Origin of the sequence: Streptomyces sp. AM 4-1-1, assembly GCF_029167625.1 — a bacterium.
Lineage (GTDB): Bacteria > Actinomycetota > Actinomycetes > Streptomycetales > Streptomycetaceae > Streptomyces.
The window spans coordinates 39,808-66,216 of the sequence record NZ_CP119145.1; the positions used below are offsets into that span (position 1 = coordinate 39,808).

23 protein-coding genes and 2 pseudogenes are annotated in these 26,409 nt (G+C 69.8%); 13 read left to right on the plus strand and 12 right to left on the minus strand.

The genetic code is table 11. The features are described from left to right. Positions 1 to 47: 47 nt before the first annotated feature. From PZB75_RS00185 to PZB75_RS00215, 7 genes and pseudogenes are all read right to left on the minus strand, one after another. Positions 48 to 470: a hypothetical protein gene (locus PZB75_RS00185; RefSeq protein WP_275533217.1), complete on the minus strand. Its 423-nt coding sequence runs from the start codon at positions 468 to 470 to the stop codon at positions 48 to 50. After that, complete coding sequence (locus PZB75_RS00190) at positions 440 to 1,366, minus strand: hypothetical protein (protein WP_275533218.1); 927 nt, start codon at positions 1,364 to 1,366, stop codon at positions 440 to 442. Before PZB75_RS00190 ends, PZB75_RS00185 begins: the two co-directional genes overlap by 31 nt. Beyond that, positions 1,366 to 2,031, minus strand: coding sequence for a hypothetical protein (locus tag PZB75_RS00195; RefSeq protein ID WP_275533219.1), 666 nt, complete (start codon positions 2,029 to 2,031; stop codon positions 1,366 to 1,368). The genes PZB75_RS00190 and PZB75_RS00195 overlap by 1 nt, the downstream gene beginning before the upstream one ends. Positions 2,032 to 2,374: 343 nt before the next feature. Beyond that, positions 2,375 to 2,718, minus strand: a pseudogene (locus PZB75_RS00200) (helix-turn-helix transcriptional regulator). Next, positions 2,715 to 3,842: a site-specific integrase gene (locus PZB75_RS00205; RefSeq protein WP_275538522.1), complete on the minus strand. Its 1,128-nt coding sequence runs from the start codon at positions 3,840 to 3,842 to the stop codon at positions 2,715 to 2,717. Before PZB75_RS00205 ends, PZB75_RS00200 begins: the two are co-directional and overlap by 4 nt. 246 nt (positions 3,843 to 4,088) lie before the next feature. Next, complete coding sequence (mobF, locus tag PZB75_RS00210; RefSeq protein ID WP_275533220.1) at positions 4,089 to 4,928, minus strand: MobF family relaxase; 840 nt, start codon at positions 4,926 to 4,928, stop codon at positions 4,089 to 4,091. 170 nt (positions 4,929 to 5,098) lie between these two features. Continuing rightward, the gene (locus PZB75_RS00215) at positions 5,099 to 7,930 is read right to left on the minus strand and encodes a hypothetical protein (RefSeq protein WP_275533221.1); all 2,832 of its coding nucleotides are present in this window, start codon (positions 7,928 to 7,930) and stop codon (positions 5,099 to 5,101) included. Positions 7,931 to 8,348: 418 nt separating this feature from the next. Here PZB75_RS00215 and PZB75_RS00220 point away from each other — a divergent pair. Both PZB75_RS00220 and PZB75_RS00225 read left to right on the plus strand, forming a co-directional pair. Continuing rightward, positions 8,349 to 9,502 (plus strand): annotated as a pseudogene (locus tag PZB75_RS00220) (ParA family protein). Between the two features lie 310 nt (positions 9,503 to 9,812). Continuing rightward, a complete protein-coding gene (locus PZB75_RS00225; RefSeq protein WP_275533222.1) occupies positions 9,813 to 10,697 on the plus strand; it encodes a hypothetical protein in 885 nt (294 codons plus the stop codon). 193 nt (positions 10,698 to 10,890) lie between these two features. On the opposite strand, the gene PZB75_RS00230 is transcribed toward PZB75_RS00225, so the two are convergent. Further along, entirely contained in the window at positions 10,891 to 11,181 is a 291-nt protein-coding gene (locus tag PZB75_RS00230) for a hypothetical protein (protein ID WP_275533223.1), read from the minus strand. Positions 11,182 to 11,380: 199 nt separating this feature from the next. Continuing rightward, positions 11,381 to 12,052 carry a hypothetical protein gene (locus PZB75_RS00235; protein WP_275533224.1) on the minus strand — a complete coding sequence of 224 codons (672 nt, stop codon included), beginning with the start codon at positions 12,050 to 12,052 and terminating at the stop codon, positions 11,381 to 11,383. Between the two features lie 53 nt (positions 12,053 to 12,105). Here PZB75_RS00235 and PZB75_RS00240 point away from each other — a divergent pair, with 53 nt between their 5' ends. The 5 genes from PZB75_RS00240 to PZB75_RS00260 are packed head-to-tail and all read left to right on the plus strand — an operon-like array spanning position 12,106 to position 16,002. Next, the gene (locus tag PZB75_RS00240; RefSeq protein WP_275533225.1) at positions 12,106 to 13,314 is read left to right on the plus strand and encodes a type I-E CRISPR-associated protein Cse2/CasB; all 1,209 of its coding nucleotides are present in this window, start codon (positions 12,106 to 12,108) and stop codon (positions 13,312 to 13,314) included. After that, entirely contained in the window at positions 13,311 to 14,537 is a 1,227-nt protein-coding gene (locus PZB75_RS00245; RefSeq protein WP_275533226.1) for a type I-E CRISPR-associated protein Cas7/Cse4/CasC, read from the plus strand. The genes PZB75_RS00240 and PZB75_RS00245 overlap by 4 nt, the downstream gene beginning before the upstream one ends. A 3-nt stretch (positions 14,538 to 14,540) precedes the next feature. After that, positions 14,541 to 14,963 carry a type I-E CRISPR-associated protein Cas5/CasD gene (gene cas5e / locus PZB75_RS00250; RefSeq protein ID WP_275533227.1) on the plus strand — a complete coding sequence of 141 codons (423 nt, stop codon included), beginning with the start codon at positions 14,541 to 14,543 and terminating at the stop codon, positions 14,961 to 14,963. Beyond that, the gene (locus PZB75_RS00255) at positions 14,891 to 15,289 is read left to right on the plus strand and encodes a type I-E CRISPR-associated protein Cas5/CasD (protein ID WP_275533228.1); all 399 of its coding nucleotides are present in this window, start codon (positions 14,891 to 14,893) and stop codon (positions 15,287 to 15,289) included. Before cas5e ends, PZB75_RS00255 begins: the two co-directional genes overlap by 73 nt. Continuing rightward, the gene (locus PZB75_RS00260) at positions 15,286 to 16,002 is read left to right on the plus strand and encodes a type I-E CRISPR-associated protein Cas6/Cse3/CasE (RefSeq protein WP_275533229.1); all 717 of its coding nucleotides are present in this window, start codon (positions 15,286 to 15,288) and stop codon (positions 16,000 to 16,002) included. Before PZB75_RS00255 ends, PZB75_RS00260 begins: the two co-directional genes overlap by 4 nt. A 251-nt stretch (positions 16,003 to 16,253) precedes the next feature. On the opposite strand, the gene PZB75_RS00265 is transcribed toward PZB75_RS00260, so the two are convergent. Genes PZB75_RS00265 through PZB75_RS00275 form a run of 3 tightly spaced genes read right to left on the minus strand, consistent with a single transcriptional unit; the run spans position 16,254 to position 17,807 of the window. Beyond that, a complete protein-coding gene (locus tag PZB75_RS00265) occupies positions 16,254 to 17,102 on the minus strand; it encodes a helix-turn-helix transcriptional regulator (RefSeq protein ID WP_275533230.1) in 849 nt (282 codons plus the stop codon). After that, a complete protein-coding gene (locus tag PZB75_RS00270) occupies positions 17,083 to 17,604 on the minus strand; it encodes a DUF6879 family protein (protein ID WP_275533231.1) in 522 nt (173 codons plus the stop codon). The genes PZB75_RS00265 and PZB75_RS00270 overlap by 20 nt, the downstream gene beginning before the upstream one ends. Continuing rightward, on the minus strand, positions 17,604 to 17,807 hold the full coding sequence (locus PZB75_RS00275) for a hypothetical protein (RefSeq protein WP_275533232.1): 204 nt from the start codon (positions 17,805 to 17,807) through the stop codon (positions 17,604 to 17,606). Before PZB75_RS00275 ends, PZB75_RS00270 begins: the two co-directional genes overlap by 1 nt. A gap of 252 nt (positions 17,808 to 18,059) precedes the next feature. Between PZB75_RS00275 and fxlM the strand changes: the two genes are divergently transcribed. From fxlM to PZB75_RS00305, 6 genes are all read left to right on the plus strand, one after another. Continuing rightward, positions 18,060 to 19,277 (plus strand): methyltransferase, FxLD system, encoded by a 1,218-nt coding sequence (gene fxlM / locus PZB75_RS00280; protein WP_275533233.1) that lies wholly within the window; start codon positions 18,060 to 18,062, stop codon positions 19,275 to 19,277. A gap of 69 nt (positions 19,278 to 19,346) precedes the next feature. After that, positions 19,347 to 19,529 carry an FxLD family lanthipeptide gene (locus PZB75_RS00285; protein ID WP_275533234.1) on the plus strand — a complete coding sequence of 61 codons (183 nt, stop codon included), beginning with the start codon at positions 19,347 to 19,349 and terminating at the stop codon, positions 19,527 to 19,529. A 92-nt stretch (positions 19,530 to 19,621) separates the two neighbouring features. Further along, complete coding sequence (locus PZB75_RS00290; protein ID WP_275533235.1) at positions 19,622 to 22,690, plus strand: lantibiotic dehydratase; 3,069 nt, start codon at positions 19,622 to 19,624, stop codon at positions 22,688 to 22,690. Further along, on the plus strand, positions 22,687 to 23,928 hold the full coding sequence (locus tag PZB75_RS00295; protein ID WP_275533236.1) for a lanthionine synthetase C family protein: 1,242 nt from the start codon (positions 22,687 to 22,689) through the stop codon (positions 23,926 to 23,928). The genes PZB75_RS00290 and PZB75_RS00295 overlap by 4 nt, the downstream gene beginning before the upstream one ends. Before the next feature lie 15 nt (positions 23,929 to 23,943). Further along, a complete protein-coding gene (locus tag PZB75_RS00300; RefSeq protein ID WP_275533237.1) occupies positions 23,944 to 24,819 on the plus strand; it encodes a thiopeptide-type bacteriocin biosynthesis protein in 876 nt (291 codons plus the stop codon). 131 nt (positions 24,820 to 24,950) lie between these two features. Further along, the gene (locus PZB75_RS00305) at positions 24,951 to 25,949 is read left to right on the plus strand and encodes a hypothetical protein (protein ID WP_275533238.1); all 999 of its coding nucleotides are present in this window, start codon (positions 24,951 to 24,953) and stop codon (positions 25,947 to 25,949) included. The last annotated feature ends 460 nt before the right edge of the window (positions 25,950 to 26,409 follow it).

Below are 26,409 nucleotides of genomic sequence, written 5' to 3' on the forward strand. Positions count from 1 at the left end.
CCGACGCCCCCTGGCATGCAGATCCCCTGGAAGGCTGACGGCCCGCTTCACCTCGGCAGCTTGGCCGTGCGCTCCGGGTGGGCGACGGTGACGTAGTGCATGGCGGTCTTCTCCGTGATCCCGAAGAGCCTCATCAGCCGGAGAGGGTCGGCGGCTTCGGCGGCTTCGTTGAGGATGCGGTCCTGGCGCAGGCCGACCAGGGTGAGCCCTTGGGGCAGGTCGTCGCGGAGCAGGGTCTTGCTGACTGCGGGATGGTCGGGGTCGAGTGCCGATCTCTGGCTGACGAGCAGGCGAGGGTTGGTCGAGGCGGGCCAGCGACCGTGGCGGTAGTCCAGCCAGTCGGCGGTGATCCGGTGGGTGAGTTCCTCCAGGTAAAGGGTGTGCCGTCGAAGGCCGCGCCGGATGACGAGGGTGCCGCGTGCAAGGTCCAGGTCGCACGTCAGAATCGTGCGGAGTTCATGGACGGGCACGGCGTGAACAGCGGCCAGGACAAGGACCATGCGCCCGAGCGGGGTCTTCGTCTGCTGCAACGCGTTGGCCAGCAGGTCGCTGCGGACCGGCTTCGGGATCCCTGTCGGGTTCCCGACGCGAAGGTGCTGGGCAGGGTCGCGGAAACCACCCGTTCGCGCTTCAGCGTCCTGAACAGGCTGCGCAGGGCGAGGGCGAGCTGCCGGCGGGCACGTCCGGCATGGCCGTCCACGGCCGCGTCGACGTGGCGCCGGGTGATCTCTCGAAGCGAGAGCAGGCCTGCCTCCGCCCAATCGGTGAGCACCGGCTGGACAGAGGCGAGGTACGGGCGGATCGCGTCGTAGCCGCGGGTCTCCCCTTCATGGCGGCCCCGGCTTCGCAGCACCTTCACCCACTGCCCTACCTCGCCAGCGAGGGCCTCCGGCATCGCGGCGATGGTGTCTTCGATCCACGCCAGATCGACATCGCGGTGGAGGTCGGGGTCCTCCAGAAGAAGGCCCCGGTCGCGCAGGAACTGGCAGACGGTCTTGGCTCTGAGGCCCGGTCCGGTCCGGGCAAGCTCGTGGATGTCCCGTTCGGAGATGGCCCCTTCGGCGCCGCACCAATAGACGAGGATGCTCAGGGTGCGGATGTTGCTGTCGCGGCCGGGTGACTGCCGCTCGTGCAGAACCCGGCTGAAGTCCTCGACCAGCCGTGCAGTCGTCCCGGTCAGCCCCAGGTCGGCCGTGTTCCGGCCCTGGAGGCCCGACAGCAGCCGCGTCCAGTCGCGCCGGATGGCAAACAGCTGCTCCTGCCCGGCAGCGGTGTGCACCGGCGCGGGTAGCAGCCCCGGTTGGAACGGTTCGTCGACCGGGATCGGCGGGGGCGGTCCGGATCCTCCGACGGGCACGTCGACCATCAGCTGTGTGTACCGGGTGGTGGCGGGCTGGGCGTCGTCGAGGAGACGGTACGGGCGGCAGCCGCGGCAGCGGCCCTTCCGCAGCGGGAGTTCCCGCCGGTGGCAGCGTGTGCAGGTGCTCCGCGCCAGCTTGGCGTGCCAGTGCTGACAGGGAGTGCAGCGGGAACCGTACTGGCCAGAGGGCATCCACGCCTGGCAGTCCGCACACGAATGCGGCGTCCGGCACCAGGGCACCCGGCCGGCCACGGTCCGGGGTGGGCGGCGGACTGCTGGGAACAGTCGCAGGGTTCCGGCTCGGAGGCCAGCAGCCCGGCCCGCTGGAGAACGAGGCGGATGGTGTTGCGGCCGGCGGGCAGGTCCCGCAGGAGTACCTCGGGCAGCAGCCAGGTGCCTTCGGCCGCGCGGATCGCCAGCGCGAGTCGCAGCAGCGCGGCCTTGCGGTAGCGGTTCCCGCGGCTCAGCCCTTGTTCGGCGGCGATCTCCTCCAGCACTGCCTGGGCTTTCTCCCACCCGGGCACCGGACGGCCCGCAACCGCCCGGGCCGTGTCCGCGGTCAGAGTCCTGGGGATCGTGAACAGCGGGATCTGCCCCCACGCGCCCGGCTCCAGCACCGCGGGCCGCTGCTCGGTGCCCGCGCGCTGCTGCCGGAGTCTGAGGTTCCACACCTCGCTGGTCCGCGGACCGGTGCCGCCGGCCCGGCTCAGCTGGCGGGCTGAGTCCGCGCGGTCGTGATAGACGCCGACTGTCAGCTGGAGGTTACGCGGCGGTGCCCCTCGATGCCCAGGGCCCACTCGGCGTCGTCCAGCAGCCGGATCGCCTGCAGGCATGAGCGGCACAGACCGTCGGAGTTCAGCAGCCGCTCGTGCCGGCACCGCGGACACGTTCCCCGCTCGCGGTAGTGCTGTCGCCAGCGCCTGCACCCGGCGCAGGCCCCCGCTGGTTGAGGACGACCCAGCCCAGACAGTCCGCGCAGCTCCGGGCCGTTGCCCGGTCCGCGGCCACCGGCGCTCAGCTCGGCGGGAGCGGGCGCGGCCCACTCCCCCGGCGGCTTCCGGCACCGGCCGCACCGGCCCCGACGGCAATTCCGCGCCGTCGGCCGTCCGTTCCCCTTCCTCCGGCAGCGCCTGGGTTCCGGCGAGGGGCTCGGCCTGCAGCAGATCCGCGACGGTGCAGCCCAGCGCGGCGCACATCAGGTCCAGGTCCTCCAGTCGCACCGTGACCGGAGTGCCGCCCCACAGCGCGGCGACCTTGCTCAGCGACGGGTTGAACCCGACCTGCCGGAACGCAGCTAGTACCTCGGGCGGCCGCCACAGATCGCGCTGCGCGGCCACCATCCGCAGATTCCACTTCACCTCAGGTTCCCCTTGTCCATCACCAGTCGTCGGGCCGCCCGGGAGCTGGCCTCCACGTTCGCGTGCTCAGGATCGGCCTGCGCGGTCGCCATGTACCGAAGAGTCGTGGTTGCCCAGGCGTGTCCGAGGACCTTCTGTACCTCCCACAACGTCATCCCGCGCTCGTAGTTGTGGGTCGCGCACGCGTGCCGGAGAAGGTGCGGGAAAAGGTCGGTGACCGGCCCGCTCAGGTAGCTCGCCGCCGCGCTGTGCAGGGCGCGACGGAACGTCGAGGGCACGATCGCCGGCGCGATCGGAAGGTTCAGCGCCGCGATCGCCGTCGGCTTGCGCTCCGACGGCCACAGCGGCGCCCGCGGGTGCTCGGCATCATCACCGAACTCGCCCCGGATCTGCTCGATGTACCACCACAGCAGAGCCCGGCCCTCCTGGAACAGGTACGCCTCGCGCGGCCGCGGTCCCGAACCGCTCGCGCCCTTGCCCAGGACGACGAACCGGCCCCACTGACCGTGCTCCCAGTGCACGTCCCCCATGCAGACGCCGCACAACTCCGCCGCACGGACGCCCGACAAGTAGGCGATCTTCGTCATCACGTAGTCGCGGCAGGCGACCAGGTACTTCCGCGCCCGGGGCAGGTCCTCGCGCCAGCGGCCGAAGAACATCTTCATCGCCGCCTGCGACGGCGGGATTCTCAGCCCGAAGTCGCCTCGGTGCCGGGGCCTGTTGAACGGATCGATCGGCGACTCGACCACAGCCCCGAAGCGGCTCATAATCTCGCCCGCGTACCGCTGCTCCAGGAACGCGAAGTACCGGTCGATCTTGCCGATCTTGTACCGCATCGTCGACTGGGCCCGCTTCCCCGGCCCGGCGAAGTACCGGTCGACCTCGCGGGAAGAGAGTTGCCACGGCACCGTGCCGTAGAACTCACAGACCTCAATCACCGGCTTGATCAGCCCATCCAGCGTCTCCTGCGCCAGCCCCGCCGCGTCCCGGGCCCACTGATACTCCGACAGCGTGTCCAGGAAGAAGCTCTCCTCGTCGTGCGCCGAGATCCTTGCCTGCCGGCGCCGCTGAAGCGTCACAACGTCAGCGAGCCCGGCCTCGACCGACACCGAGGCCGGGTCCACCGGCATGCCTGGCTCCGGCACGGTGCGTACGAGCGACAGGGTGCGACTTTCGAGATCCGACACAAAGCCGCAGATTACGGCGATCACTCGCAGAATCTGCGAGTTATTGCGGAGATCTCACACCATCGAGTGAACGGGCCCAGCACGCCGATCTACCAGCTGAAATGCGACGTCGACACGCCAGACGGCCACGAACGAACCCGTACGTACTCCACCAGTCAAGCGCGTCCAGCGCGCATCCGGCATCTACGAACTCGCGTGGTCCATGGGCGCTGGACCCGCAGGACGCGCCACCTGGCAATACGGGCCTGCACTCCGCCCCAACACGCCCCCGAGCGCCTCGCACACCTCGGTCGTCATCGCCAAGGTGTACAGCGTCCCGGCGGCCACCACGTTCTGGTAGAGGCGGTAGGTGTCCAGAGCACCCCAGACCGGAACGCCGTCGGCGCCCAGGCGCTGGACGCGGTTGAGGATCAGGCAGTGCTCGTGCAGGAGCAGCAGCCCGTCGCGGTTGTCGAAGTGACGGAAGGCGGCGACCACGAGCGCCGGCGTCTTCGCGCGGCCGCGGTCTGACGCCCACCGGGTCTCGACAACCTCATCCTCCAGCCAGCGCAACGCCGTGGCGACGGCCCGCTCGTGGGCCCGCTCGATGACCCGGCGAACGGTGGCATCGCCCAGCGCCCACAGCACGACCAGCGACGCCTGCGGCCGGAACGTGAAGTCCATGCCGAGCAGCGGAGTCTGCTTGCGGGCCTCGATCTCCTCGATCGGCTGCCCCAACACGGTAGGCCGACGGGCCGTCGTCGCGTCGACGCCGTCGTCCAGGAGGCCGCGCTCGATGCGGTCGGCGTCCGGGTGCCGGCCCTCGCCGAACAGCAGCTCCAGCTGACGCTCGGACACCTCCGCGCCCTCGGTGAGTCCCAGCGCACGCAGACCACGCCCCAGCCACCGTCCCGGTGGGAGCCCGGCCAGCTCCTGGGCGTCCTTCAACGACTGTCCGGCCGGACGGCGGCCGTCCCCGAACGCCACTCCGCGTATGTAGTACCGCCACGCGTTACGCCTCTGGATCTTCGCGACACTCAGCATCGTCACAGCAGACACCGGCTCTGACCTGCGAAAAGGCACGATCCCGTGAGGCGGAAGACTTCACCGGAACTTCACCACCGCTCCCGCACAGCGGGCGCTCGTGGCGACGCCGTGCCCGCCCGGCGGACACCACTAGGGCCATGTAAATGCTGCGCTCCGGCGGTCGATCCTCATGGGATGTTCGGGCAGCTTCTGTGGCGGAGACACCTCACGGTCGATGCCGGGAGACGAGTACCGGGGGCCGGTCCAAGAGACAGTGCCCAAGCCTTGCGAATGCTGTCGATCAGAGGCCGGGCGCTGTAAGGCGATATCCCGAGTTCTTGCCGTGCGTCGGCAAGCCGTTCAGGATCGCCGTCCTGGCCGTGCTCGGCTGCCAGTTGCTTACGGCGCTCAAGTCCGTCGGTGCTGAAGATGTCGAGCAGGGTGAGTGAGAAGTAGGCGTACGTGGATGCTTCGTCGATGAGCTGGCGTGCACTGCTGCTGATCTCTGGTTCGTCGGGTGGTCGATGTGATGAGTCGCCGACGGTCGCAAGAAGAGGTCTGGCGTCGTAGGCGTGAAAGGCGAAGTGATCAAGCGTGCGCACCACATCCGCTTCGACGCACGGACAGGGGTCGCGCAAGTAGCTGCTGAGCGTGCGGAAAGAGGCGAGGATGCCGTTGGTGTCATGCGACCACTGCAGTTTGCTCAGCAGGGTCCGGAAGCCGGCGAAGGTTTCCGCGAGTTCTTCCAGAATGAGTTGCCGCGAGATGTCTGTGAGTTCGTAGGACTGGGTCTTGTCCTGTGTCTCGCGGAGTTGCAGGCCATAGCGGAGCAGGTCGCGCAGGATGCCGCCTGACAGAGCGTGGGCGAGCAGGATGTGTGGTTCCTTCAGTGTCTGTGAGCGCTTGGCCAGGATGGCGCGTGAGTCGCTGAGGGTGCTGGGCTGGACATGGATGATGTCGTCCAGGGAACTGTCGGTGGCGTCCCTGTGAGGAAGGCCCCTGCGGACGAAGGCGGCTCCCACGTCCTCGGCGACCGAGATCAAGTAGTGGACCAGGGGAACGCCCAGGATGGCTTTGATCTCCCGGAGGAACGCGAGCGCATCGGTGTCCGCGCCCAAGCGGTCTACTTCGTCGATGGCGATCACGACGGTCCTGCCCGCTTCGGTCCTCTCGACGGCGATGGACCTGAGCAGTTCGCGGAATTCCTCAACAAGCTCCGGGTAGTTCGGGGGGACTGTGGACACAGACGCGGAGTGGTTGGTGCCCAGGCTCAGGATCTGGGCAGCGCCCCCCGTGGTCACGCCGTTGGTCACCTGTTGGATCGTCTGAAGACGGTAGAGGTGGTTGCGGCATCGCGTGACCAACTCGGGTTCTTCCGCATGCGGTTGCCAGTCCCCCAACTTCGACACCAGGACTCCGGCGATAATCCCTGCCAGTCGCAGCGGGTTTTCTGGGTCCGCCAGTAAGGACCGTATCTGCGGGTTCGTGATGAGGAAGAACACCAAGTAAATTCCTGCGGCGGCGCTGATCGGGCGGAAGATTCTCTCTAGGAAGATGTGCCATCTTCCAAGAGGGAACTCGACTCCCGAATCACGAACGAAGCGCAAGAACCACCACACGAGCAGCAGCCCTCCTGCATAGCCGACAGCGCGGTAGAGAGCCTCGGGCTGGGCGATATGGAGGTTTAGGGCCTGCTGGCGTATCTGTTCGTCGAGCAGCAGAGTGGCAGCGGATGCCCAGGCCAGGAGCAAACCGATAGGTCTGACGCCGCGCATCCACAGGCGACCCAGCATGCGGGGCAGCCAGGCTTCATGCCGTGACTTCCACCAGACGATCCCGCCGATCGTGACGGCCAAGCTCGCGACAACGGTGTGGCCCTGCCAGATGGCCGTGACGTCGTGGCCAATCGCGTCAGTGTACGCGTGCGCGGCGTCCGACGCGGACGTGGCGTACTGCTTGTAGAAGGACCGCATCGAGGCGGACAGGCCCAGCACCACCAGGGCGGTGGCGGGCACCGCGAAGGAGCTCCACCGGCTCAGCCGTTTGACCTGGAGCCATATTCGCCGCAGTGCTCGGCGCGCGGGCGACAGGCGCGCGAAACCGGTGGGCTCATAGCCCCGGGCCCGCATGTACTTTTCGCACAGCTGGACCGACAGCGACAGGAGGAAGTCATGGGGAGCGTAGGTGGCCGGCGCCTGGACGATCACGCCAAAGCCGGCTTTCTTGACGCACTGCTCCAGCAGCGTCGATTTGCCCGCACCGCGCGGTCCGCAGACGGCGATGGTGCCGTCCTCAAGATGCGTGAGCTTGCGTTCGAGTTGACGCCGGGCCCCGTTCTCGATGACGAAGCCGGGCGCTCGAGGCGCGCGCAGGCCCCATTCGTAGTCGTCCGGAATGAAGAGGGAGTCGGGGTCGTCGCCCAGCATATGGCGGACCAGGTCGGCCACCACGGGAGCAGTACCTGTCTCAAGCAGCTCTTCACCCCAGCGTGCAGCGCACAGTCCTACCTCGATGCGCTGAACGAGCCAGGCGCCTTTGAGCCCTGCTGCTATCAGGCACTGCCTCAGGTTGGACCACAGCGCATACCCGCGCCAGATGTACAGCCCGACCATCGAGACAGCTGCCGCCACAACTGCGATGAGCAGAGCGAGCAGGCCACTGAATATCAGCAGGACCATCGAGACGGTGGCGACCAGCGAGCAGACCACTCGCCAGTTCCACTGCGTCGCTCGTGCTGCTCGCTCGTGTTTATCCCGGGCCGCAGCCAGGTCTTCGATCGCTCGGTCGAGCAAGGGCGAGGGACAGCGGAGGATGGTGTAGCGGCGGTACCGCGCCGTCATCATCCGATCCACAACGGCCTCACGGTCTACGCCCGCACGCTTGCCGAGCAATCGCTCCGTCGCAGGCCCATCAACCGCGAACTCCACACACCGGTGGTAGATCCCCGTTTTGTCCTCACCATCGACGAAATCGAAGGCCCTCGCTGCCCATAGCTCCAGCCAGGCCCGCAGCCGCAGCATCCCTCCGCCTTCCCTCGAGGTGCAGAACCTGCGGATGCTATCCCTGCGTTGTCAGCGTCCGAGTGCGTTTCGGTGAAGGTGGCTCAGTTCTTGCGGCGCCATGCGCGCGAGCTATCGACCTCCGAGCGACAAAGGGCACACCCCGCTTCACCGCCGACCTCCAGCACCACACCCCGCCCCGGCTTACGGAACAAAGACGTTCGCCGTGCCCCCGGCGTCTACGAGATCACCTCGTCCATGGGGGCACATCGGAGTCATCTGGCGTTACATCGGCAGGCACGACGTCTCAGGTGCCGGTGGTAGGCCAGCGCTCTGTCGCTGTGAGCACCCCGAGCACGACGGAGTTACCGCATTACGGAGTGAGTGAGGACGAGTGTTGTCCGGCTACGCCCGCGCAATAGGTGAGTAAGGTATCCGCATGACCGCCCCATACAGTCCCGATGATCGGGAAAAGGTAGTTGCGAAGCTCCCCGCGCCGCTGCGACAGGAACTGAAGGTCCGTGCCGCAGAGTTGGGCGTGGATATCAAAGATGCCGTTACGGAAGGCGTCCATGCCTGGCGCAGCGCCGACGCTCCTCGCCCTCAGGTCGACACGTCGGGCGGCGGTTCGTTCGCCACGTATCTCCCGACAGGCCTTTACGGGGAGTTCAAGGACGACTGCAAGGCCCGAGGGATCCCGTTCAACCAGGGCATCGCCCAGTCGATCCGGCTTTGGCTCGACAGTCACCCGTCGCCCCGCCGTGCCCCCCGCACGACCGGTGCGCGGCGTCTTGTATTCGGGAACCAGAAGGGCGGTGTCGGTAAGACGGCGACGTCAGCCGGTGTGGCGGAGGCTCTCGCGGAGATCGGCCAGCGCGTCCTACTCGTCGACTTCGACCCTCAGTGCCATCTGACCAAGCAGCTTGGCTACGAAATGCTCGCCATCGATGAGCCCAGTCTGGCCAAGCACATGCTTGGCGAGGAAAAGGTGCGCTGCGTGACCTGCTGGTGCCGATAGAAGAGGGTGCTTTCGGCGGCCGGCTGTTCCTCCTGCCCGGGTGCAAGGACGCGTTCCTGCTGGATGCGAAGCTGGCGACGACGCGTCATGTTCGTATCAAGGAGATCGCCCTCGAGAAGGCGCTGGAGCCGCTGGAGAGCGAGTTCGACTTCATCGTCATCGACTGTCCGCCCAGCCTGGGCTACTCGATGGACACGGCGCTCTACTACGCCCGCACGCGGGACGGTGAGGAAGCCAGCGCGTCAGGCGTGGTGATCCCGGTGTTGGCAGAGGACAGCTCGGCCGACGCCTACGACATGCTGTACGACCAGATCGAGGACCTTTCGGAGGACCTGGACGTGGCCATCGCCAAGTTGGGGTTCGTCGTCAACATGTACGACAGCCGCAAGGGCTTCATCGCTACGTCGTCCCTCGAAAGCTGGAAGGCCATCGGTGATCCGCCGGTTCTGGCCGTGGTCCCTGAGCGGAAGGAGCAGCGTGAAGCGAACCGTCTCAAGGCTCCGTTGCTTTCCTCTGCGCCGAACTGTGAGCAGTCCGAGGCGATGCGGACTGTGGCTCTGGCGGTGAAGGGATGAAGGCCGCGGACCGTCTGGGGACTGGGTCATCGTTCAACAAGGTGCCGCGCGGTCGCAGTGACCGTGGGCGGGCCAAAGCAGTGGCGCAGGGTGATGTGCCGTCGTACGAGCTGGTGCGGCTCCGCCTGAGGGAGGTGAAGCCCACTCCCTGAACCCTCGGCGGAATTTCGGCACGGACGAGCAGAAGGCCCGTTTCGGTGAGGAGCTGCGGGCTGTACAGCTCGCAGCGTGTGTCGCTGTATCGCGCGATGCATACCTGTCCCTGTGGCCCGAGCACGCTGATCACGTCGGCGGGGCCGACTACGTGCTCGTGAACGGGGAGCGCCGCTACCGCAGTGCGGATCACGTGGGGCTCGAGGCGCTCGACTTCGTGGTGCGGAACGATCTCGCCTCGTCGCGGGAAGACTTCGTAGATTTTCTCCTCAAGGAGAACCTCGATCGTGAGGACTTCGATCTCGTCGAGCGGGCTCGTGGTGTCCAAGCACTGGTAGAGGTCTGCGCTGGAGAGGGCGACGCCGGCGCCCAGACTCGGGCGGCTGAGCGGCTGGGCAAGTCCAAGGCCTGGGTGACCAACCAGCTGGCCCTGCTCACCCTGCCTGAAGGCATTCAGGAAAAGCTCAGTGCCGGCGTACTGCCCGAACGGGAAGGCCGTCTGCTGGCTCGTCGCCTCAAGGCTCAGCCAGGTCTGAGCAGCGCCGACCTCATGGAGCACCTGGCCTCGCACCGGGAGGCAGAAGCACAGAAGCGGGACGAAGAGAAGAAGCTGCTGCGGGCAGCCAAGAGCGGAGGCGTGTTGACCGCGGTCAACACGGAGACCGTCAGCGCGGGCGGCCCCACGAATGGGCAGCCATCCGTGTTGACCGCGGTCAACACGTCGGAGTCGTTGGCGGAAGGCACGAAGCCGGGCGACGAGGCGCCGGAGGTGTTGACCGCGGTCAACACCTCCGCTCCCCCGCCGGTGCCCGCGCGCCAGGCGTCAGCCAACTCGGGCTCCTCGGTCTCCAAACCGCCCGCTCAGTCGTCCGTGCCGTCTCAGGGTCGCTCGGCGGAGCACACCGGGGAGGCTGAGGAGTACGCGCAGGTCCTGATGAAGGAGCTCGGGGAGACGCCAGCAGCTCAAGCGGCGACGATCGCTTCGGCTCTCTCTACAGCCGAGCTGAATGCTCTGATCGAGGCTCTTCGAGAGCACGTCTAGCAGGTCGCCTCCTGGCCCGATCAGCGTGGCCCGTCGTGGCAGCACCCACGGTGTGTTGACCGCGGTCAACACCGGATCGGTTGAGGGCAATGAGCAGGTGGTCTTGACCTGGCGAAGACCCAAGAACGAGGAAAGGCCCGGCTTCCCCGCAGTCAGTGGGGAAGCCGGGTCTTTGTCGTGCCGGTCGCGTGTGTCAGGCCGCCCAGGTAGCGGGGGCGCCTTCGTCGGGGTTGGGGATGCTGGCAGCGGTCGCCGGGGCAGCGGGGTGGCGCAGGGCGGTGATCGGGACGACGCCGGGTTCGGTGGCGGGTGCCCAGACCACGCGCCAGGTGTCGTCCCACTCGCAGGCGCACCTGTGATCGGCGTGGGGATGGTGTAAGAACACACCCCATGTCTGGACGGCGCGCGGGATGCGAGGGATGAGCTCCGAGGGGTCGTCGCCCGGGTAGAGGTGGAGGTTGCGCCAGGTGTGGACATGGGCCATGTATGCGGCGGCTCCCTCGATGGCGTCGGCCCACCGGTGGTGCCCGAGGACGATGAAGGCGACCGGGTAGAGGTGGTCCTCGGTGGCGTCATCGATTCCGGCGATGTTCAGGCCGTGATGGGTGACGAAGCCGCTGTTCGACGGGGTGTGGTGCCGTCGTCGCCTTCGCTGGTCTCGATCTCGTACAGGGGCGTGGTGGTCACGCGTTCACCTCCGCGATGGCGTCGGCGAGGAGGGCGGTGATGTCGGTGAGGTACGGGTCGGTGTAGCTCTCGTGGTCGTTGACGTCGAACAGCGCGTTCTTCGCGGTGACGGTGAAGCCGGGGAGGACGGTGGCCGCCTGGCCCGCGAGCTCGGTGTTGAGGTGGTCGGCGTCGTGGGAGGCGACCCAGGTCTGGAAGTACGGCCCGAGGCGCAGCAGGGTGTAGCCGGTGCCGTCGGCGCGGCGGGCTTCGACGTGGACGCCGTAGTGGGCGGGCGTCATGCCGATGTCGGCGGGGAGGGGCAGGTTGGCGGCGGCGTGGGTGAGCATTGCGTAGGCCGGCTGCCAGGTGCCGAGGATCGCGGTTGTCTCGCAGCGCAGCCAGCCCTTGGCGTTGTAACCGAGCTGGTGGCCGTGGAGGTAGGCCGCGGCGTGCGGGGTGTCGGGGTGGACCAGGGAGACGGCGATCGTCTCGGTGCCCTGATCGTCGCCGGGGCGGGGGTGCGCGCGCTCGATGAACGTCCCGACCCTCACGGCGATGTCCTGGGCGAGGTCGGGCGTCCAGGGCTGCGGGTTGCGGACGGCGGCGAGCATCGCGCGGAATCCGTCGACGACGGCCTGGTCCTCGGGGGCGACGGCGCGTGATGTGGTGGCGCAACGGCTGAACATGCGACGGATCATCCGGGAGCTGGGCGGCGACCGCACGGCGGGCCGCCGACCAGGTGGGCCACCTGCCTGACCTGACAGCCGCCGGCATCGCGGTCCCGCCCAAGGCCGGATTCGCCTGCACCCGGCAGGTCTTCGCGCCCGGGCAGCTCATGGCGGACCCGGCGCTGCGCGACGCGGCCGACACCGTCATGGTCTTCCGCCGCCGCGCCCACGGGGCGGCACCCGATCCGGACACCGCCACCACCGCTGCCGCCGGGCTGGTTCGGCGGGAGCTCGGCACACAACTTCCGCCTGGCTTCGGCTCGGACCTCCTGCAGGACCCGGCGTTTCGCGCCGCAGCGCGCCAGGACCGCGAGGAGGTCCTGCTGGCGAGCGCCCGCCCGGCCCGCGACGCAGACCCGGTGCGTCATGGCCGGCGACTGGCCGTCCTGGAAGACGCGGTCCGCGCCGCCGACGGGCCGCCAACCGCCCGTGCAGCAGCCGGCCCGTCCGTGCCGCCGGTGGGCACCGGGCAGCAGGAGCTGTTCCAGGTCGGCGACCACGGCATACCGGTGCTCCAGGCCGTACCGCTAGCCCCGGCGGACGAACTGGGCACCGTGTCCCCGGCCCTGGCCGGATTCACCGCGCGGGACCTGTTCGTCACCGCGGAGACCGTCGGCCTGGAAGCCGTCAAACCGCGGCGGCACCGCCGCCCGGGCCCGGTCCCGGACGACGAACTGGACACTCCGTCCCGAGAGCGGCGGCTGGCGATGCTCCTGGGTGCCTGGGCCTACAACCCCCGGATGGCCGGCACGATGCGCGACCTGGTCTTCTGGCTCGCCCACCCCGACCCGGACAACCCCGCCTACCAACTGGTCACCGGTACGTTCCCTGCCGAGCAGCACGACGCCGCCGCGACTACGGCAGCGCTGTTCGCCCTGCACCGCCGACGCAGCCGCAGCGCCCCCGTCCACGGCAGCATCCCGGTGCCCTGGGTGATGCGCCAGGTGCACGGACGGGGTCACCAGAGCACCACCGCCGCCCTGGTCACGATGGTCCGCGCGCCCACCATCGCCGCGATGCGCCCGCTGCTGGCGGCCCAGATCCGCTCCGCAGCCGATGCCGGAATTTCCCCGTCCTGGGGTCACTTGTTCGGCGATCTTGCGCACTGGGACGGCCCCGCCGTCCGAGAACGCTGGACCCAGCTGTACTTCGGCCGGCGCACCGTCCCCCGTCACTCATCCGACTCCGACTCCCGTGACCAGGAAGCCCTCACACCGTGACCAGCGCCACCGAACTCCACCTCCCCGAAACCGGCTTCACGATCGACCTCTCGGAAGTCCCCGGCCCGTTCGTGACCGTCCATTCCCTCACCACACTGTCCGGCGTCGCCCTGAACCGCGATCAGCTCGGCCGGCCCAAATCCATCGCGATCGGTGGCGTCGAGCGCATGCGGGTCTCCGCCCAGGCCCAGGTACGGGCCATCCGCGACGCGATGCGCACCTCCGCGCTCCCTGGAGAAGTTCCCGCCGCCAACAGCCGCTACCTGCCCCGCGAAGTCTCCCGACGCCTGCAGGACACCGGGACCGACGCCGCGGACGCCGACCCCGCCGCGGCCCTGATCGTGGCCGCGGCCGGGATGAGCATCGACCCCGCCGAACCGCACCGCACCCGCGCCGCCGTCTCCCTGCCGGACACCGCACCCGACGTGTTGTCCGCCCTGGTCACGCTGCACTGGGACGTCCTGCAGGAGGCCCGGGAGAAGGCCGAGCACATCATCACCGGCGCCGTGGCACCCGCGCCCGGCACCAAACGACCGCCGAACCCGGGAAACCCGCTCAACTCCGCTGCCGCGCTCGTCCCGCCCGCAATCGCCGCCCAGGCCCGCGAAGCCTTCGGCCCCGGACGCTCCGACATCCAACTGTTCGGCCGGATGCTCACCGAACTGCCCCCGCCGAACGGGCACATACGCTCGGCCTTGGAGGTGGCTCACGCCTTCTCGGTGGACGCCATGGCCGTCTTCGCCGACGACTTCGCCACCCGCGACGACTGGAATGACGCCGGGGTCTTCGCCTCCAGCATGCTCGGCCAGCAACTGCTCGCCTCCGGCACCCTGTACCGCTGGGCCGCCCTGGACCGGCGTCTCCTGCGCGCCAACCTGGCCGACACCGACCCCGACCGTGACAGCGTCGAGGCCAACGCGCGGACCATGGAGCGACGATTCCTCACCGCCGCCACCTACACACTGCCCTCAACGGGCAAGAGCCGTACCGGCGCAGCCGCCTGGCCCACCCTGGCCGTCGCCGCGACCTGCCCCTTGCCGCTCACCGCAGCCGCCGCGTTCGAAGACCCCGTGCCCGCCCCGGCCGGTATCGAAGCCGCCACCCGACTGGCCCGCTACCTGCGCCACGCCCACCTGGGCGGAGGGATCGCCCGGTGGCTTCCCCCCAACGGCGAAACCGCGCCGGCCGAGCTGCCCGGGCATCTGACCGTGGAAGCCGGCTGACCCATGGCCACCACCGTGCTGATCCGGCTGTCTGGCCCGCTCCAGTCCTACGGCGCCTCCTCGCACTGGACCGAGCGGGAAACCGGACCCAGGCCCACCAAGTCCGCCGTGGCCGGCCTGATCGCCAACGCCCTGGGACGGCACTGGTCGGCGGACCTGTCCGACCTGCGCGCCATGACCTTCGCCGTCCGCGCCGACCGGCCCGGTCACCTCCTCACCGACGACCAGACCGCCGGCGGCGGGACGTTCCCTTCCTACGCCTTCGAGACCAGCGCTCCCGGGGAGACATCCCCTACTACGGAGCGCCGCGGGCGCCGACCCACCTGGCCGACGGAACCGTCCACGCGCCTTGGATGGGGAAGCAGCGCGCCCCGGTCCAGTTCCGTAAGCACTATCTCGCCGACGCCGCGTTCCTCGCCGGGCTGACCACAGACGACCACCACCTCGCCGAACACATCGTCCGGGCCCTGCACCACCCGTACGGCCTGCTCTACCTCGGCCGGCGATGCTGCCCGCTCGCCCACGCCCCCGCCTACGGCACCACGCCGCTCGGCGCCGACTCCTGGCCCGACCGGATTCCCCTGCTGCCCGAAGCAACCACCACTACACCGCGGACCTGGACCGAAACCAACCCCCGGCCGGGCACCGCCCCGAGCCCCGAGCAAGTCCCCGCCACGTATCTCGAACGCGACCACCCCCTGATGTTCCTTCAAACCGCCACCGCGACCCCACCCCCGACCGAGGAGCCATGACCGCCCCCACGAACACCGCCGCCCAGCACGTCGCCGACGGCGAGACCGGACTGCGGGTATGGCGCTCGGCGCTCACCCTGTCCATCGAGCAGCAACACCTTTGTCTGGACGTGCAGGAACTCCACCGCCTGGTCATGCGCGGCTTCCGCGCCCCCCACACAGTCACCGCGACCCGCACTCCGCGCCCCGCCGGCATCCTGTTCGCCGCCCGCCGCAGCACCCCGCTGCGGGATCCCGGCACCCGCCGCCTCAGCGCCGGCGCTCCCGAAAAGATCCTCGTCCAATCACCCCAACAACCCCACTGGAGCCACCTGCTCAGCGCCGGCGCCCTGACCGCGGCCACGACGATTCCCGTCCGGCAGCACTACAACACCGGAGACATCATCGAAGGCCGCACTTTCGCCAACCCCGTCGCCCACGACCGCCGGACCGGCCGGAACCTGAGCAGGCGCACCGCCCAGGAATGCGGCGAATGGCTCCGCGGCAAACTCCACCAACAGGGACTCGACATCAGCCCGCAGCGCATCACCATGGGCGAAGGCCAAAGCGTCACCGGAATGCACGGAGACGATCCCGTCAAAATCATCCTCCGTGAGATGTTCATGACCGGAATCGTCACCGACTCGGACAAGTTCCACGCCCTCCTGGCAGGCGGATTCGGCAGAGCGAAGGCGTACGGGTGCGGATTGTTGCTCACGCGTCCGGTAGAGTGAGGACCGCGCTGACGCGCCCTTCCCGCCCTCCTGGCAGGCTGAACCCCACGAATTGATGTGGGATTTCCCTTCCCTCCCGTTGGAGGGCCCTCGCAAGAGATGATCGCGCCGCGGTCTTACCCCCAATCGACGAGCCCGCCCGACCCCCCACTATCCGGTGGACGGAGCCCCGCCATCCCGTCCGGCTCGGCTCGGCGAGATCGCGTGCGGCGAGTCGCCCCGTCCGAAACTGCGGTGGAGAGGCCGCGGTGTCAGAGGTCAGCGAGGATTCTTGCGATCAGTTGACGCGCGTCGTGACCGAAGACCGCCTCGGATTGCAGTTGGCCGAACATCGCCGCATAGAGCGCGATTTCCTGTGGCCTGGTGACCTTGATCGCCGCGGTGGGTGTCTCCAGCGCGACGGCGTTGTTGTCGAAGATCCAGAATCCGATGGTACCGATCGCCCGGCGCTGGACACCGGCTGGGATGACGCCGACGGAGACGAACGGCAGGCGCATGAGCGACAGCAAGTGGGTGAGCTGGTCGGACTGGTCGGACGGGGTGCCGCGGCGGGTTCGCAGGGCTTGTTCACCGAGGACCACCAGGATGCGCTTGGTCGGGCTGAGGGCGGCGGCGGTGCGTTCTTGCTTCATGGCCACGGTCGCGTCGGCGTCGTCGGGGGCGTCGAGGAAGGTGTACCAGAAGGCGAGCATCTGCCGGATGTATGCCTCGGTCTGGAAGATGCCGGGCAGTACGAGGGGTTCGTGGATGCGGAAGGTGGAGGTCTGCCGGTAGGTGGCGATGGAGTGCAGGTCGCCGAGCCGGCGCATGCCGGCGCGTGACTGCCTGGCCCATTCCAGGTACGCGGACTCGGTCGCCTGGAAGGTCGCGATCAGCTCGGGGATCTGGGCTTCGGCGCCGCAGACGGTGCACCAGTCGCGGATGTTGCGTTCGGTGGGTGGTTGCGCGGCGTTCTCGATCCGGCTGACCCGGGTGACGTGCTGGCCGGTGGCGTCGGCGACGGTCTGCTGCGTCAGCCCCGCGGACTTGCGGAGCTGACGCAGCCGGGAGCCGAGTTCGCTGCGCGCCTGGGCGACTGAGCTACTGGGGTCGGTAGTCACGGAAGGGCGTCGCTACGCGCCAGACGTCTTCGAATGCTTGCCGGCATGCGCGTACCGTCTGGGCGTCCTCAGTGATGTCGAACGAGGCGTTCGTGCCGTTTCCGGCGTAGTGGAGGAACAGGGCGAGTTGGTCGTCGAAGACGTAGAAGTCGCCGCTGCCGGGGAGGGGGACCCTCGCCAGGGCGGGGCGGGGAACGTAGCGGATGTCCTCGCCGGCGTCGACGAACACCTGGGCGTGGCTCATCGTCCAGCGCTGGTAGTCGCTGACCGGTTCGGACACGATCCGGGCCCGGCGGCAGGTGCGGCCGGCGGCGCGGTGGCCGCGCAGCATCTCCAGCCACCAGCCCAGCCACGCGAAGTCGTCGGGCTCGCCGCGGCGCCACTTGGCCATGTGCGGCAGTTCCGTCTCGGTTCCGTAGGCGTCCCGGGTCTCCAGGTGCACGAACGAGGACTTGATGCCCTTGCAGAGCTCGTTGAGTTCGCCGTGGGTGGCCGGTCGCATCACTGGTTCTGCTGGAAGAACGGGATCATCCGGTCGGGGATCTCCACGCATGTCTCGCCCTCCGGTATGCCCATCTTCGCGAGAGCCTCGGGATCGGTGACCACCCAGCCCTGGACCAGCCACGACTGCCGGTCGGTACGGTAGAGCGTCGGCGATCCGCTGGGCTCCGACTCGGGATCTTTGGCCACGAAGGTAATCTGCACGCCCGTCTCCTTGGTAGGACCTTGCCGGAACTTGCGGTGACGTCATCCTCACGGACCGTGCACCGAGCGTCAATCCGCAAGTTTCTGCAACTTCGTGGATGCCGGCGGCGCACCGCTCGTACGGTGCAGGGGCAGGCCAGTCCGGCGGTCCGCAACCGGCGGCCGGAGGAAGGGCCGTGGCCGCGATCGCCGTGGTGTGCGACCGCAGTTCTCAGGGTCTGCCGAGGCGATCCGGATCGATAGGGTGACCGCATGACTACAGTCCGAGATTCGAGTGTCGGGGACGCGGCGTCGCTGCGCTCCGCCATGGTCGGTGAGCTTCGCGGCGAGGCGATCACGTCCGAGGCCGTCACTGCTGCTTTCACCGCGGTGCCCCGGCACCTGTTCGCTGTCGGAGAGCCGCTCCGGGCGGCGTACGAGGCGAACCGCGCTCTGGTCATCAAGCGGACCACTGACGGCGAGGCCATCAGTTCCCTGTCCGCCGCCCACATCCAGGCGGTGATGCTGGAGCAGGCCGCGGTCGAGCCTGGTATGCGGGTCCTGGAAGTCGGGTCGGGGGGCTACAACGCCGCCTTGCTGCAAGAGCTCGTCGGTCCGAGCGGCAAGGTCGTCTCGGTCGACATCGATCCGGAGATCGTTGAGCGTGCCCGCGGCTGCCTGGCGGAGGCCGGCTACGACCGGGTCGAGGTGGTGCTGGCCGACGCCGAGAACGGCGTGCCGCACGGCGCGCCCTACGACCGGATCGTGGTCACGGCCGGTGCGTGGGACATCCCGCCGGCCTGGGTGGAGCAGCTCGCCCCGGCCGGCCGGATCGTCGTGCCGCTCCGGCTGAAGGGCCTGACCCGCTCGATCGCCTTCGACCGCACCAGCAGCGGCCTGCAGAGCAGCAGTTACCGGCTGTGCGGCTTCGTGCCCATGCAGGGAGACGGCGCGGGCACCGAGCAGAGGGTCCCCCTCAGCGACGGGGCCGACCTGTGGGTCGAAGGCGAGGCCGGCTTCGATATCGAGGCACTGCGGGAGGCGGTCCGCTCGGCGCAGTTGGAGCGCTGGTCGGGCGCGGCCTTCGACCTGCCCGACGAGCTGGAGCTGTTCCTCATGACCAGCGCGCCCGGGGTCGTCCTGCTGCGCGCCAGTACCGAAGCCGCCGAGCAGGGTCTGTTCGCGCTCTCCGCCACCCGGGGTGTGCCCGCCCTGATCAGCGGGGGCAGCTTCGCCTACCGCATCAAGCGGCCGAACGAGGCGACCGGCGGATTCGAAAGCGGCGTGCTCGCCTACGGGCCCGAGGCCGAGGACGTCGCGGCCCGGTACGTGGATCTGCTGCGCCGGTGGGCGAGCGACCACCGCCGGCGTGGCGCAGCCCGTATCCAGTACATCCCCCGCACCCCGGCCACCACGACCACGACTGGTTCGTCACGGTCGTCGGGGCTGATCGTCAAGCGGCACGGCGTCGTCGAGGTCGCCTGGCAGTAGGCCGCCGGCCCGCACGAAACGCGATCGGGCGTTGGGCCGAGCGCACCGCATCCACCAATGGAGGTTTTTGTGTCCACCACGGTCACCGAAGCATCGAGCACGGTCACGGTTCCGGCAGGAGAGGACGCGGAGGGGTGGGAGCTGGACGTCTCCATCGTGGAGTCCGGTCCCTCCGCCGACCGGCTCATCCAGATGACCGACGACGGCTGCGGATCGACGTGCCAGTCGGCCTGCTCGACCACCTGCCCGTAGCTCGCGCCGTCGGCGCGTCGATCCGCTGAACTGGGGCGTCCGGCCGGGCGGTTGTGCCCGGCCGGACGCCGCCCCGGCCGTGGGAGCGGTAGGTGTTCCAGTACCTTGATGGCGCAGTGGTGCGTGCCACGGCCTGGCCCGCGGACCACGCGATCGGGTCGTGGCCCGACCTGACCGGCCCCGGAGCCGGGCCCGAATCCTGGCGTCCCTGGCTCCGGGAAGTCTTGGAGGTTCCCGGCTTCGCCGCCGCGCTGGAGCAGGCCAGCCCGGTCCTGGCCCGTCGTGCGCGCGATATCGGCGACGGCCGGCCCGTCGCCGAACCCGTCGCGCGACGCGCGGTACTCGCGCTCCTGCGCTATGTGCTGCGGGCCTCCGGCCGTGCCACGCCCTTCGGTCTGTTCGCCGGTGTCGCCCCAGCCCGGATCGCCGCCAGCCCCGGACTGCGGGCAGGGGACGCCCACCGAGCCGTGGCCCGGGTGGAGGCCCGGTGGCTGACGGCGGTGATCGAACGCCTGGAGAACGAGCCAGCCCTACGCCCCCGCCTTGCGGTGCTGGCCAATAACCTCATCCTCGAGCGCGACGGACAACTGGTCCTTGTCCACCGCTCCAGCGGCAGCGTGGGCAGCCCACCGGTGCAGGTGTCCGTACGCGCTACCGCGCCGGCCATCGCGGTGCTGAAGGCCGCACGCGGGCCGATCCGGTGGGCCGATCTTGTCGGCAAGCTGGCCATCGACTTCCCCGGCGTCCCCGGCCGGGTCATCGACCGGCTCCTGGGAGAGCTGGTGACGCAGGGCTTCCTCCTGACGAGCCTCCGCCCGGCGATGACGGCCGACGAACCGCTCGGCCACCTTCTGGCCGCACTTCAGACCGCAGGCGCGCAGGAGATCGGTGAGGTCGCCGAGACCGTCGCGTGGCTGCGCGACATCGCCCGCGAGTTGTCCGAGCACGACACCGCGCCCACCCCCGCCGCCGGCCGTGACCGGCGCGAGCGCCTTTCGGCCGTCATGGTCTCCAGGTGCGCCCCCGCCGAGTCTCCGCTGGCGGTCGACCTGCGGCTGGACTGGGATCTTACGGTCCCGCACGCGGTAGCAGCAGAGGCGGCCGAGGCCGCGGACGTGCTTGTGCGGCTGGCCCCGCGCCGCAACCTCAACCGGGGATGGGCTGCTTGGCACGAGCGGTTCCTGGATCGCTACGGCCCGCGAGCTGTCGTTCCTCTTCTGGACGCCGTCGACGCCGACACCGGACTCGGGTACCCGGCCGGCTACCTCGGTTCGTCTTCGGTTCCTGAGGCCGGCGGGCTGACCGACCGGGACCGGAAGCTGCTGACGTTGGCGCAGAGGGCAGCCCTCGCCGGCCGACGCGAGATCGTCCTGGATGACGCGATGGTTGCCGATCTCGCGGCCGTCGACGCTGAGATGTCTCACCAGCGCAGCACCGAGCTGACCGTCCGCATCCACACTCCGGCCGAGGGCCTGGACGAGTTCGCCCTGTCGATCGTCGGCGTCTCGCGGAGCGCCGGAACCACCACCGGGCGGTTCCTCAGCCTGTTCGGCGACGAGGACAGGACGCGGATGGCCGCGCTGTACGCGAATACTCCTACCGCGAACTGCGGCGCCCTCCGAGTCCAGCTCTCCGCTGGTCACCCGTACGCGGCGACCGAGAACGTCGCCCGCGCCCCCCAGGTGATTCCCCGACTTCTCCCGCTGGGCGAGTTCCACGACGGCGGCGGAGCGGACCGGATCGCCGTGGACGATCTCGCTGTCACTGCGGATGTCGACCGGGTCTACCTGGTCTCCTTGTCACGGCGCCGGCCGGTCGAGCCGGTGGTGTTCAACGCCGTGGAGCCGGTCCTGCACACGCACCCGCTGGCACGGTTCGTCCTGGAAGCCACCAGCGCCTTGAGCACTCCCTGCGCGGCCTTCGACTGGGGGGCCGCGGCGGGCCTGCCGTTCCTTCCCGCGCTGCGCTGCGGCCGTACGACCCTCTCCCCGGCGCGGTGGCTGCTCGATGCCGTCGACCTGCCCGCTTCCGTCGCGCCCTGGCAGGAGTGGGACAGCGCCCTGACCGCCTGGCGGACGGAGGCCGGCCTGCCCGCCGCGGTCTATCTCGGTGACGGCGACCGGCGCATCGGCCTGGACCTGGGTGAACCTGCCCATCGGGCCCTGTTACGTGCGCACCTGGACCGCAAGGCGACCGCCGTCCTGCGCGCGACGTCCGGCGCTCCGGTGGGATGGATGGGCGGGCACGTCCACGAAGTCGTGATTCCGCTGGCCGCCACCGGCCGGCCCCAGCCGGCGCCCGGCTGGGTGGATACCGCTGTGCAGGTCAGCGGTCGGGAGCACGGTCATCTGCCCGGCGCTGACGGACGGTTCTATGTCAAGCTCTACGGGCACCCCGACCGTGCAACCGCTGTCCTCACCCGCCACCTTCCCCGCCTGCTGACCGGACTGGGTGAGCAGGTCGCGTGGTGGTTCGTGCGCTACCGCGACCCCCAGGAACATCTCCGGCTCCGGCTGACCGTCCCTGCCGACCGCGTTGCCGCTGCTGCAGCTCAGATCGGCGCCTGGACGAAGGAGCTGCGCCGGGCTGGTCTGGTCGCGCGCGTGCAGTGGGACACCTACTTCCCCGAGACCGCCCGCTTCGGCGGCGAGGAGGCGATGGCCGCCGCGGAGTCGTACTTCGCCGCGGACTCCGCTGCGGCGCTCGCGCAGTTGACGGCCGGCTCCGCTCCCGGCGGCCCCGACCCGCGTGCTCTGACCGCCGCCGGCATGCTCGATGCTGCCGTCGCGCTGTTCGGCGACCCGGGCGAGGCGATGCGCTGGCTGATCGCACACGCCCGCAACGCCCCGTCCGCCCCGGCGCGCCCCCTCTACGACCAGGCCGTCGCGCTGGCCAACCCGTATGACCAGCACCACCTGGCCGCTCAGCCCGCGGGCGCAGACGTCGCCGCGTCCTGGGCGCGGCGCCGCCAGGCGCTGGCCGCCTACCGGCGCGTGCTCGATCGCGGGCGGGCCGGCCATGCGGCCGACCTGCTGCCCGAACTCCTGCACCTGCACCACGTCCGCATGGCCGGGATCTCGTCGGACGGTGAGCGGACGTGCCTGCACCTGGCCCGTGCCGCGGCTTTGAGCTGGTCCGCGCGCGCGACTAAGGGAGCATGACGGTGGGAGACCCGATCGCGCTGACCGCCGCGGACTCCCTCGCCGAGGCGCTGTCCGATCCCGGTGCCGTCCGCGCCGCCGCGCCGGCGGGCGGGCGGGCCTGGCCGCAGTCGCTGGCCGGGGGCGCCGCGGGCATCGCACTGCTCCATATCGAACGGGCCCGCTCCGGCCGGGGAGACTGGGCCACCGCGCGCGCCTGGCTGTCGTGGGCCGCGTCGGACGACCTGACGGCCGCGGCCAACGCCGGCCTTTACATGGGCGCCCCGGCCCTGGCCTTCGCCACCCACGCCGCCGCCGGTTCCACCGGGAGATACCAGCGCACCCTTGCCGCGCTGGACGACGCCACCATCGCGGTCACCCGCAGACGTCTGGCGGCCGCCCACGCGGGCATCGACCGCGGCGACCGGCCCGAGATGAAGGAGTTCGACGCGATCCGCGGACTGACCGGGCTGGGCGCGCTCCACCTCCAACGCCATCCCGACCACCCGGTCACCGGCGAAGTCCTGAGCTACCTGGTGCGGCTGACCGAACCGCCGCTGCCCGCCCGCGACGACGGGCTTCCCGGGTGGTGGACGAACGTCTCGCCTAACGGCGAGCCGAGCCCGCACTACCCGGACGGGCACGGGAACTTCGGCCTGTCCCACGGGATCGGCGCCGCCCTGGCCCTGCTGTCCCTGGCCCTGCTGGGCCACCGGCCGGTACCCGGAGCGCACGAGGCCATCGCGCGCATCTGCGCGTGGAGCGACCAGTGGCGCCAGGACACCCCCGACGGCGCCTGGTGGCCAGGACTCATCACCGCTGACCAGGTCCGCGCCGACGGCGTCGAGGCGTCGCTGCGTCCGCGGCCGTCGTGGTGCTACGGGATCGCCGGCACCGCCCGCGCCCAGCAACTGGCCGGCATGGCGCTCGGCGACACCGCGCGGCAGCAGAGCGCCGAGGACGCGATGCTCGCGGCTCTGCGCGATCCGGCCCAGGTGGAACTGCTCGACGGGATCGGGCTGTGCCACGGCTCCGCCGGTCTCCTGCAAGCCGCGTGGCGGATGGCCGCCGACGCCGAGAGCTCCCCCATCACCGACGAGCTGCCGTCGCTGGCAGCCCGGCTCGTCAGGCAGATATCAGACCCGGTGGCGGATCCCGAGCTTCTCGACGGCGCCGCCGGGGCCGCGCTCGCCATGCACACCACCGGCACCGGCACCGCCCCGGCGTCGGGCTGGGACGCCTTCCTCCTGCTGGCCTGATCACCGGAGGCACCTATGGAATCCCACCCGTGGCGCCAGGTCCACGTCACCTTCCCCGACTGGGCCGAAGCCGAACGCACCGCCCTGGCCCGCCTCGTCCCGGTGCTGGTGGCGGCGGAGGACGAGAAGGTGATCAGTTCGTGGTTCTTCATCCGCAAATCGCCTTCCTGGCGCCTGCGTTACCTCCCCGGTGGCAACCCGAGCGAAGCCGATGCCTACATCACCGGGCACCTCGTGGACCTCGCCGGCGAGCACCACGTCGACATCATCGCCGGCATCGTCTACGAACCCGAGACCCGTGCCTTCGGCGGCAGCGAGGGCATGGCGTCCGCACACCGCCTCTTCCACCTCGACAGCCGGAACCTGCTCGCCCACCTCGCCCGTACCAACGCGGCCTCGCCCGGGGGCGGTTACCGTCGTGAGCTGCCGGTCCTGCTGTGCACCGCCCTGCTGCGCGGCGCCGGACTCGACTGGTACGAGCAGGGAGACGTCTGGGCCCAAGTCGCCGACCACCGCGACCGGCCCGACCACGTTCCCCCGAGCCGGCTGCCCCAGCTGGAGAACAACCTCCGGCGGCTGATGAGCGCCGACATCGCGGGCCTCACGGCGGACGGAGCGAGCTTGGCGTTCGCCGCCGATTGGCTACGCGCCTACACCTCCGCCGGCCGGGAGCTGGCCGACCTTACGGCCACCGGACTGCTCCACCGGGGGCTGCGCGCCATCCTGGCGCACCACATCATCTTCGCCTGGAACCGGCACGGCCTGCCCCATCCCACCCAGGCCGCCCTGGCCCACACCGCCAGGACCGTCGTGTTCGGGCCCGATCCCACCACCCGACACCAGTCGACGCGGGGAGGCGAGCCATGCAGCGGGACACCGGAGGACCACTGACCGAGCGGATAAGGCCCGGATGGTTTCCGCTCCTCCCCCGATCACGCCCGCCGTGCCGGCCGATTCGGGACCGGGTCGGAGAACTGCGGGCCCTTCTCGCCCATCCGGACGACGCCGACCCGCATGACCGGATGGTGCGGTGCGCCGAGGTGTGCAACAAGGCGGCGCTGATCGCCTCCGACTGCGGCCTGCCCGATCTCGCGCTAACCCTGTGCTGGCGGCAGTACGACGTCTTCGACCACGCGCGACCGCTGCCGGCCACAGCTGCGACGCTCGCCCTGCAACCGCTGCTGAACCTGCCGCGCCAGATGATCCGCCAGGGTCAGGGCCATCAGGCCCACGCCCTGTTCGAAGAGCTCTACCAGGCAGCCCGGGACCGGACGGACGCGGTGATCGTCGGGCGGTCGGTCAACCTCCGGGATCTCATCAGCGCCTCGGACGACCACAAGACCATCTGCACCATGGTGTGGGCGGCGCTGCTGGCCGACGGCACCCGCGCCCTGGCCCTGGCCGGGCGCTGGCGCGAAGCCGCCGACCAAGCGGCAGCCCACCGGGGCGTCGGCACGCGGCTGCTCGACGGCCGGCAAGCCGCCGTCCTTGCGCTGGTTCAGGAAGGACAGGCCGACCACGCAGCCGTGCTGATCGAACAGAGCGCGGTCACTCAGCCCTGGGAACAGGCCGTGCAGAGCCTGCTGCGCGTCCTGTGCCAACGGTCGGCCGGAGCCGACAGCGAACACGAGGTCACGGCGATGCTCACCGCGGCGCTCGCGCTGACGGAGGTGCCCGACCCTTCCCTCACGGTCTTCCGCACCAGGGTCGGGATGACCGCGCTCGACCTCGCCGACGGCCACGCCGACCCGCAGCGGCAGCTGCTGGGCTCAGCACTCATCGAAGCCGCGCGCCAAGACGCCCACGCCGCTCGCGATGTCCTCGCCCATCCGCAGCTCGATCCCGTCATGACGGCAAGCCAGCGGCGCGATCTGAACGGGCTCGTTCACACTTCCGGACTCGGCATCGGGACGATCCACGACGCCCTGTACGACGACCTGATCGCGACCGTGGCATCGGCCGAACAGCAGCTGCGCGAACTCGTGACCCGACGGCACGACACGGGAGTTGCCCTGAAGTGATGACGTCCGCCAGAACACGCACGCATACCGATCCCGGCGCCTCCAGGATTGCTGTACTGATCGCATCGAGGCGGACAACGTACGCGATCACCCGGAAGGGCCGTGCCTTCAGGCACATCCCGCTCCGGGCCCCCGCAACAAGGCGGCTGCCTCCGGTCGGCTTGGACACCGAAGCCCTGGACGGTTGCCGTTCGGCGGACCCGGGCGCAGGGCGGCCTGTACGCCCGGACCGAGGTGACGCTGACCGGGCACGGTCTGATCACCGGCTCACGATCGACGAGGACGGAGGCCAATACGTGTACGCAGGGCGAGACGTTCTGGAACACGCCTGGCTGCTGCCGAACCGAATGCGGAACGCGGTGCCGGTCGGAGGGCGGCCGTGACGGATACCGCGGCGCCGGGCGAGGCCGGGCAGACCGAGAGGGTGCCGCGTGCCCGAAGCGGCGACCTGCCGCTGCCG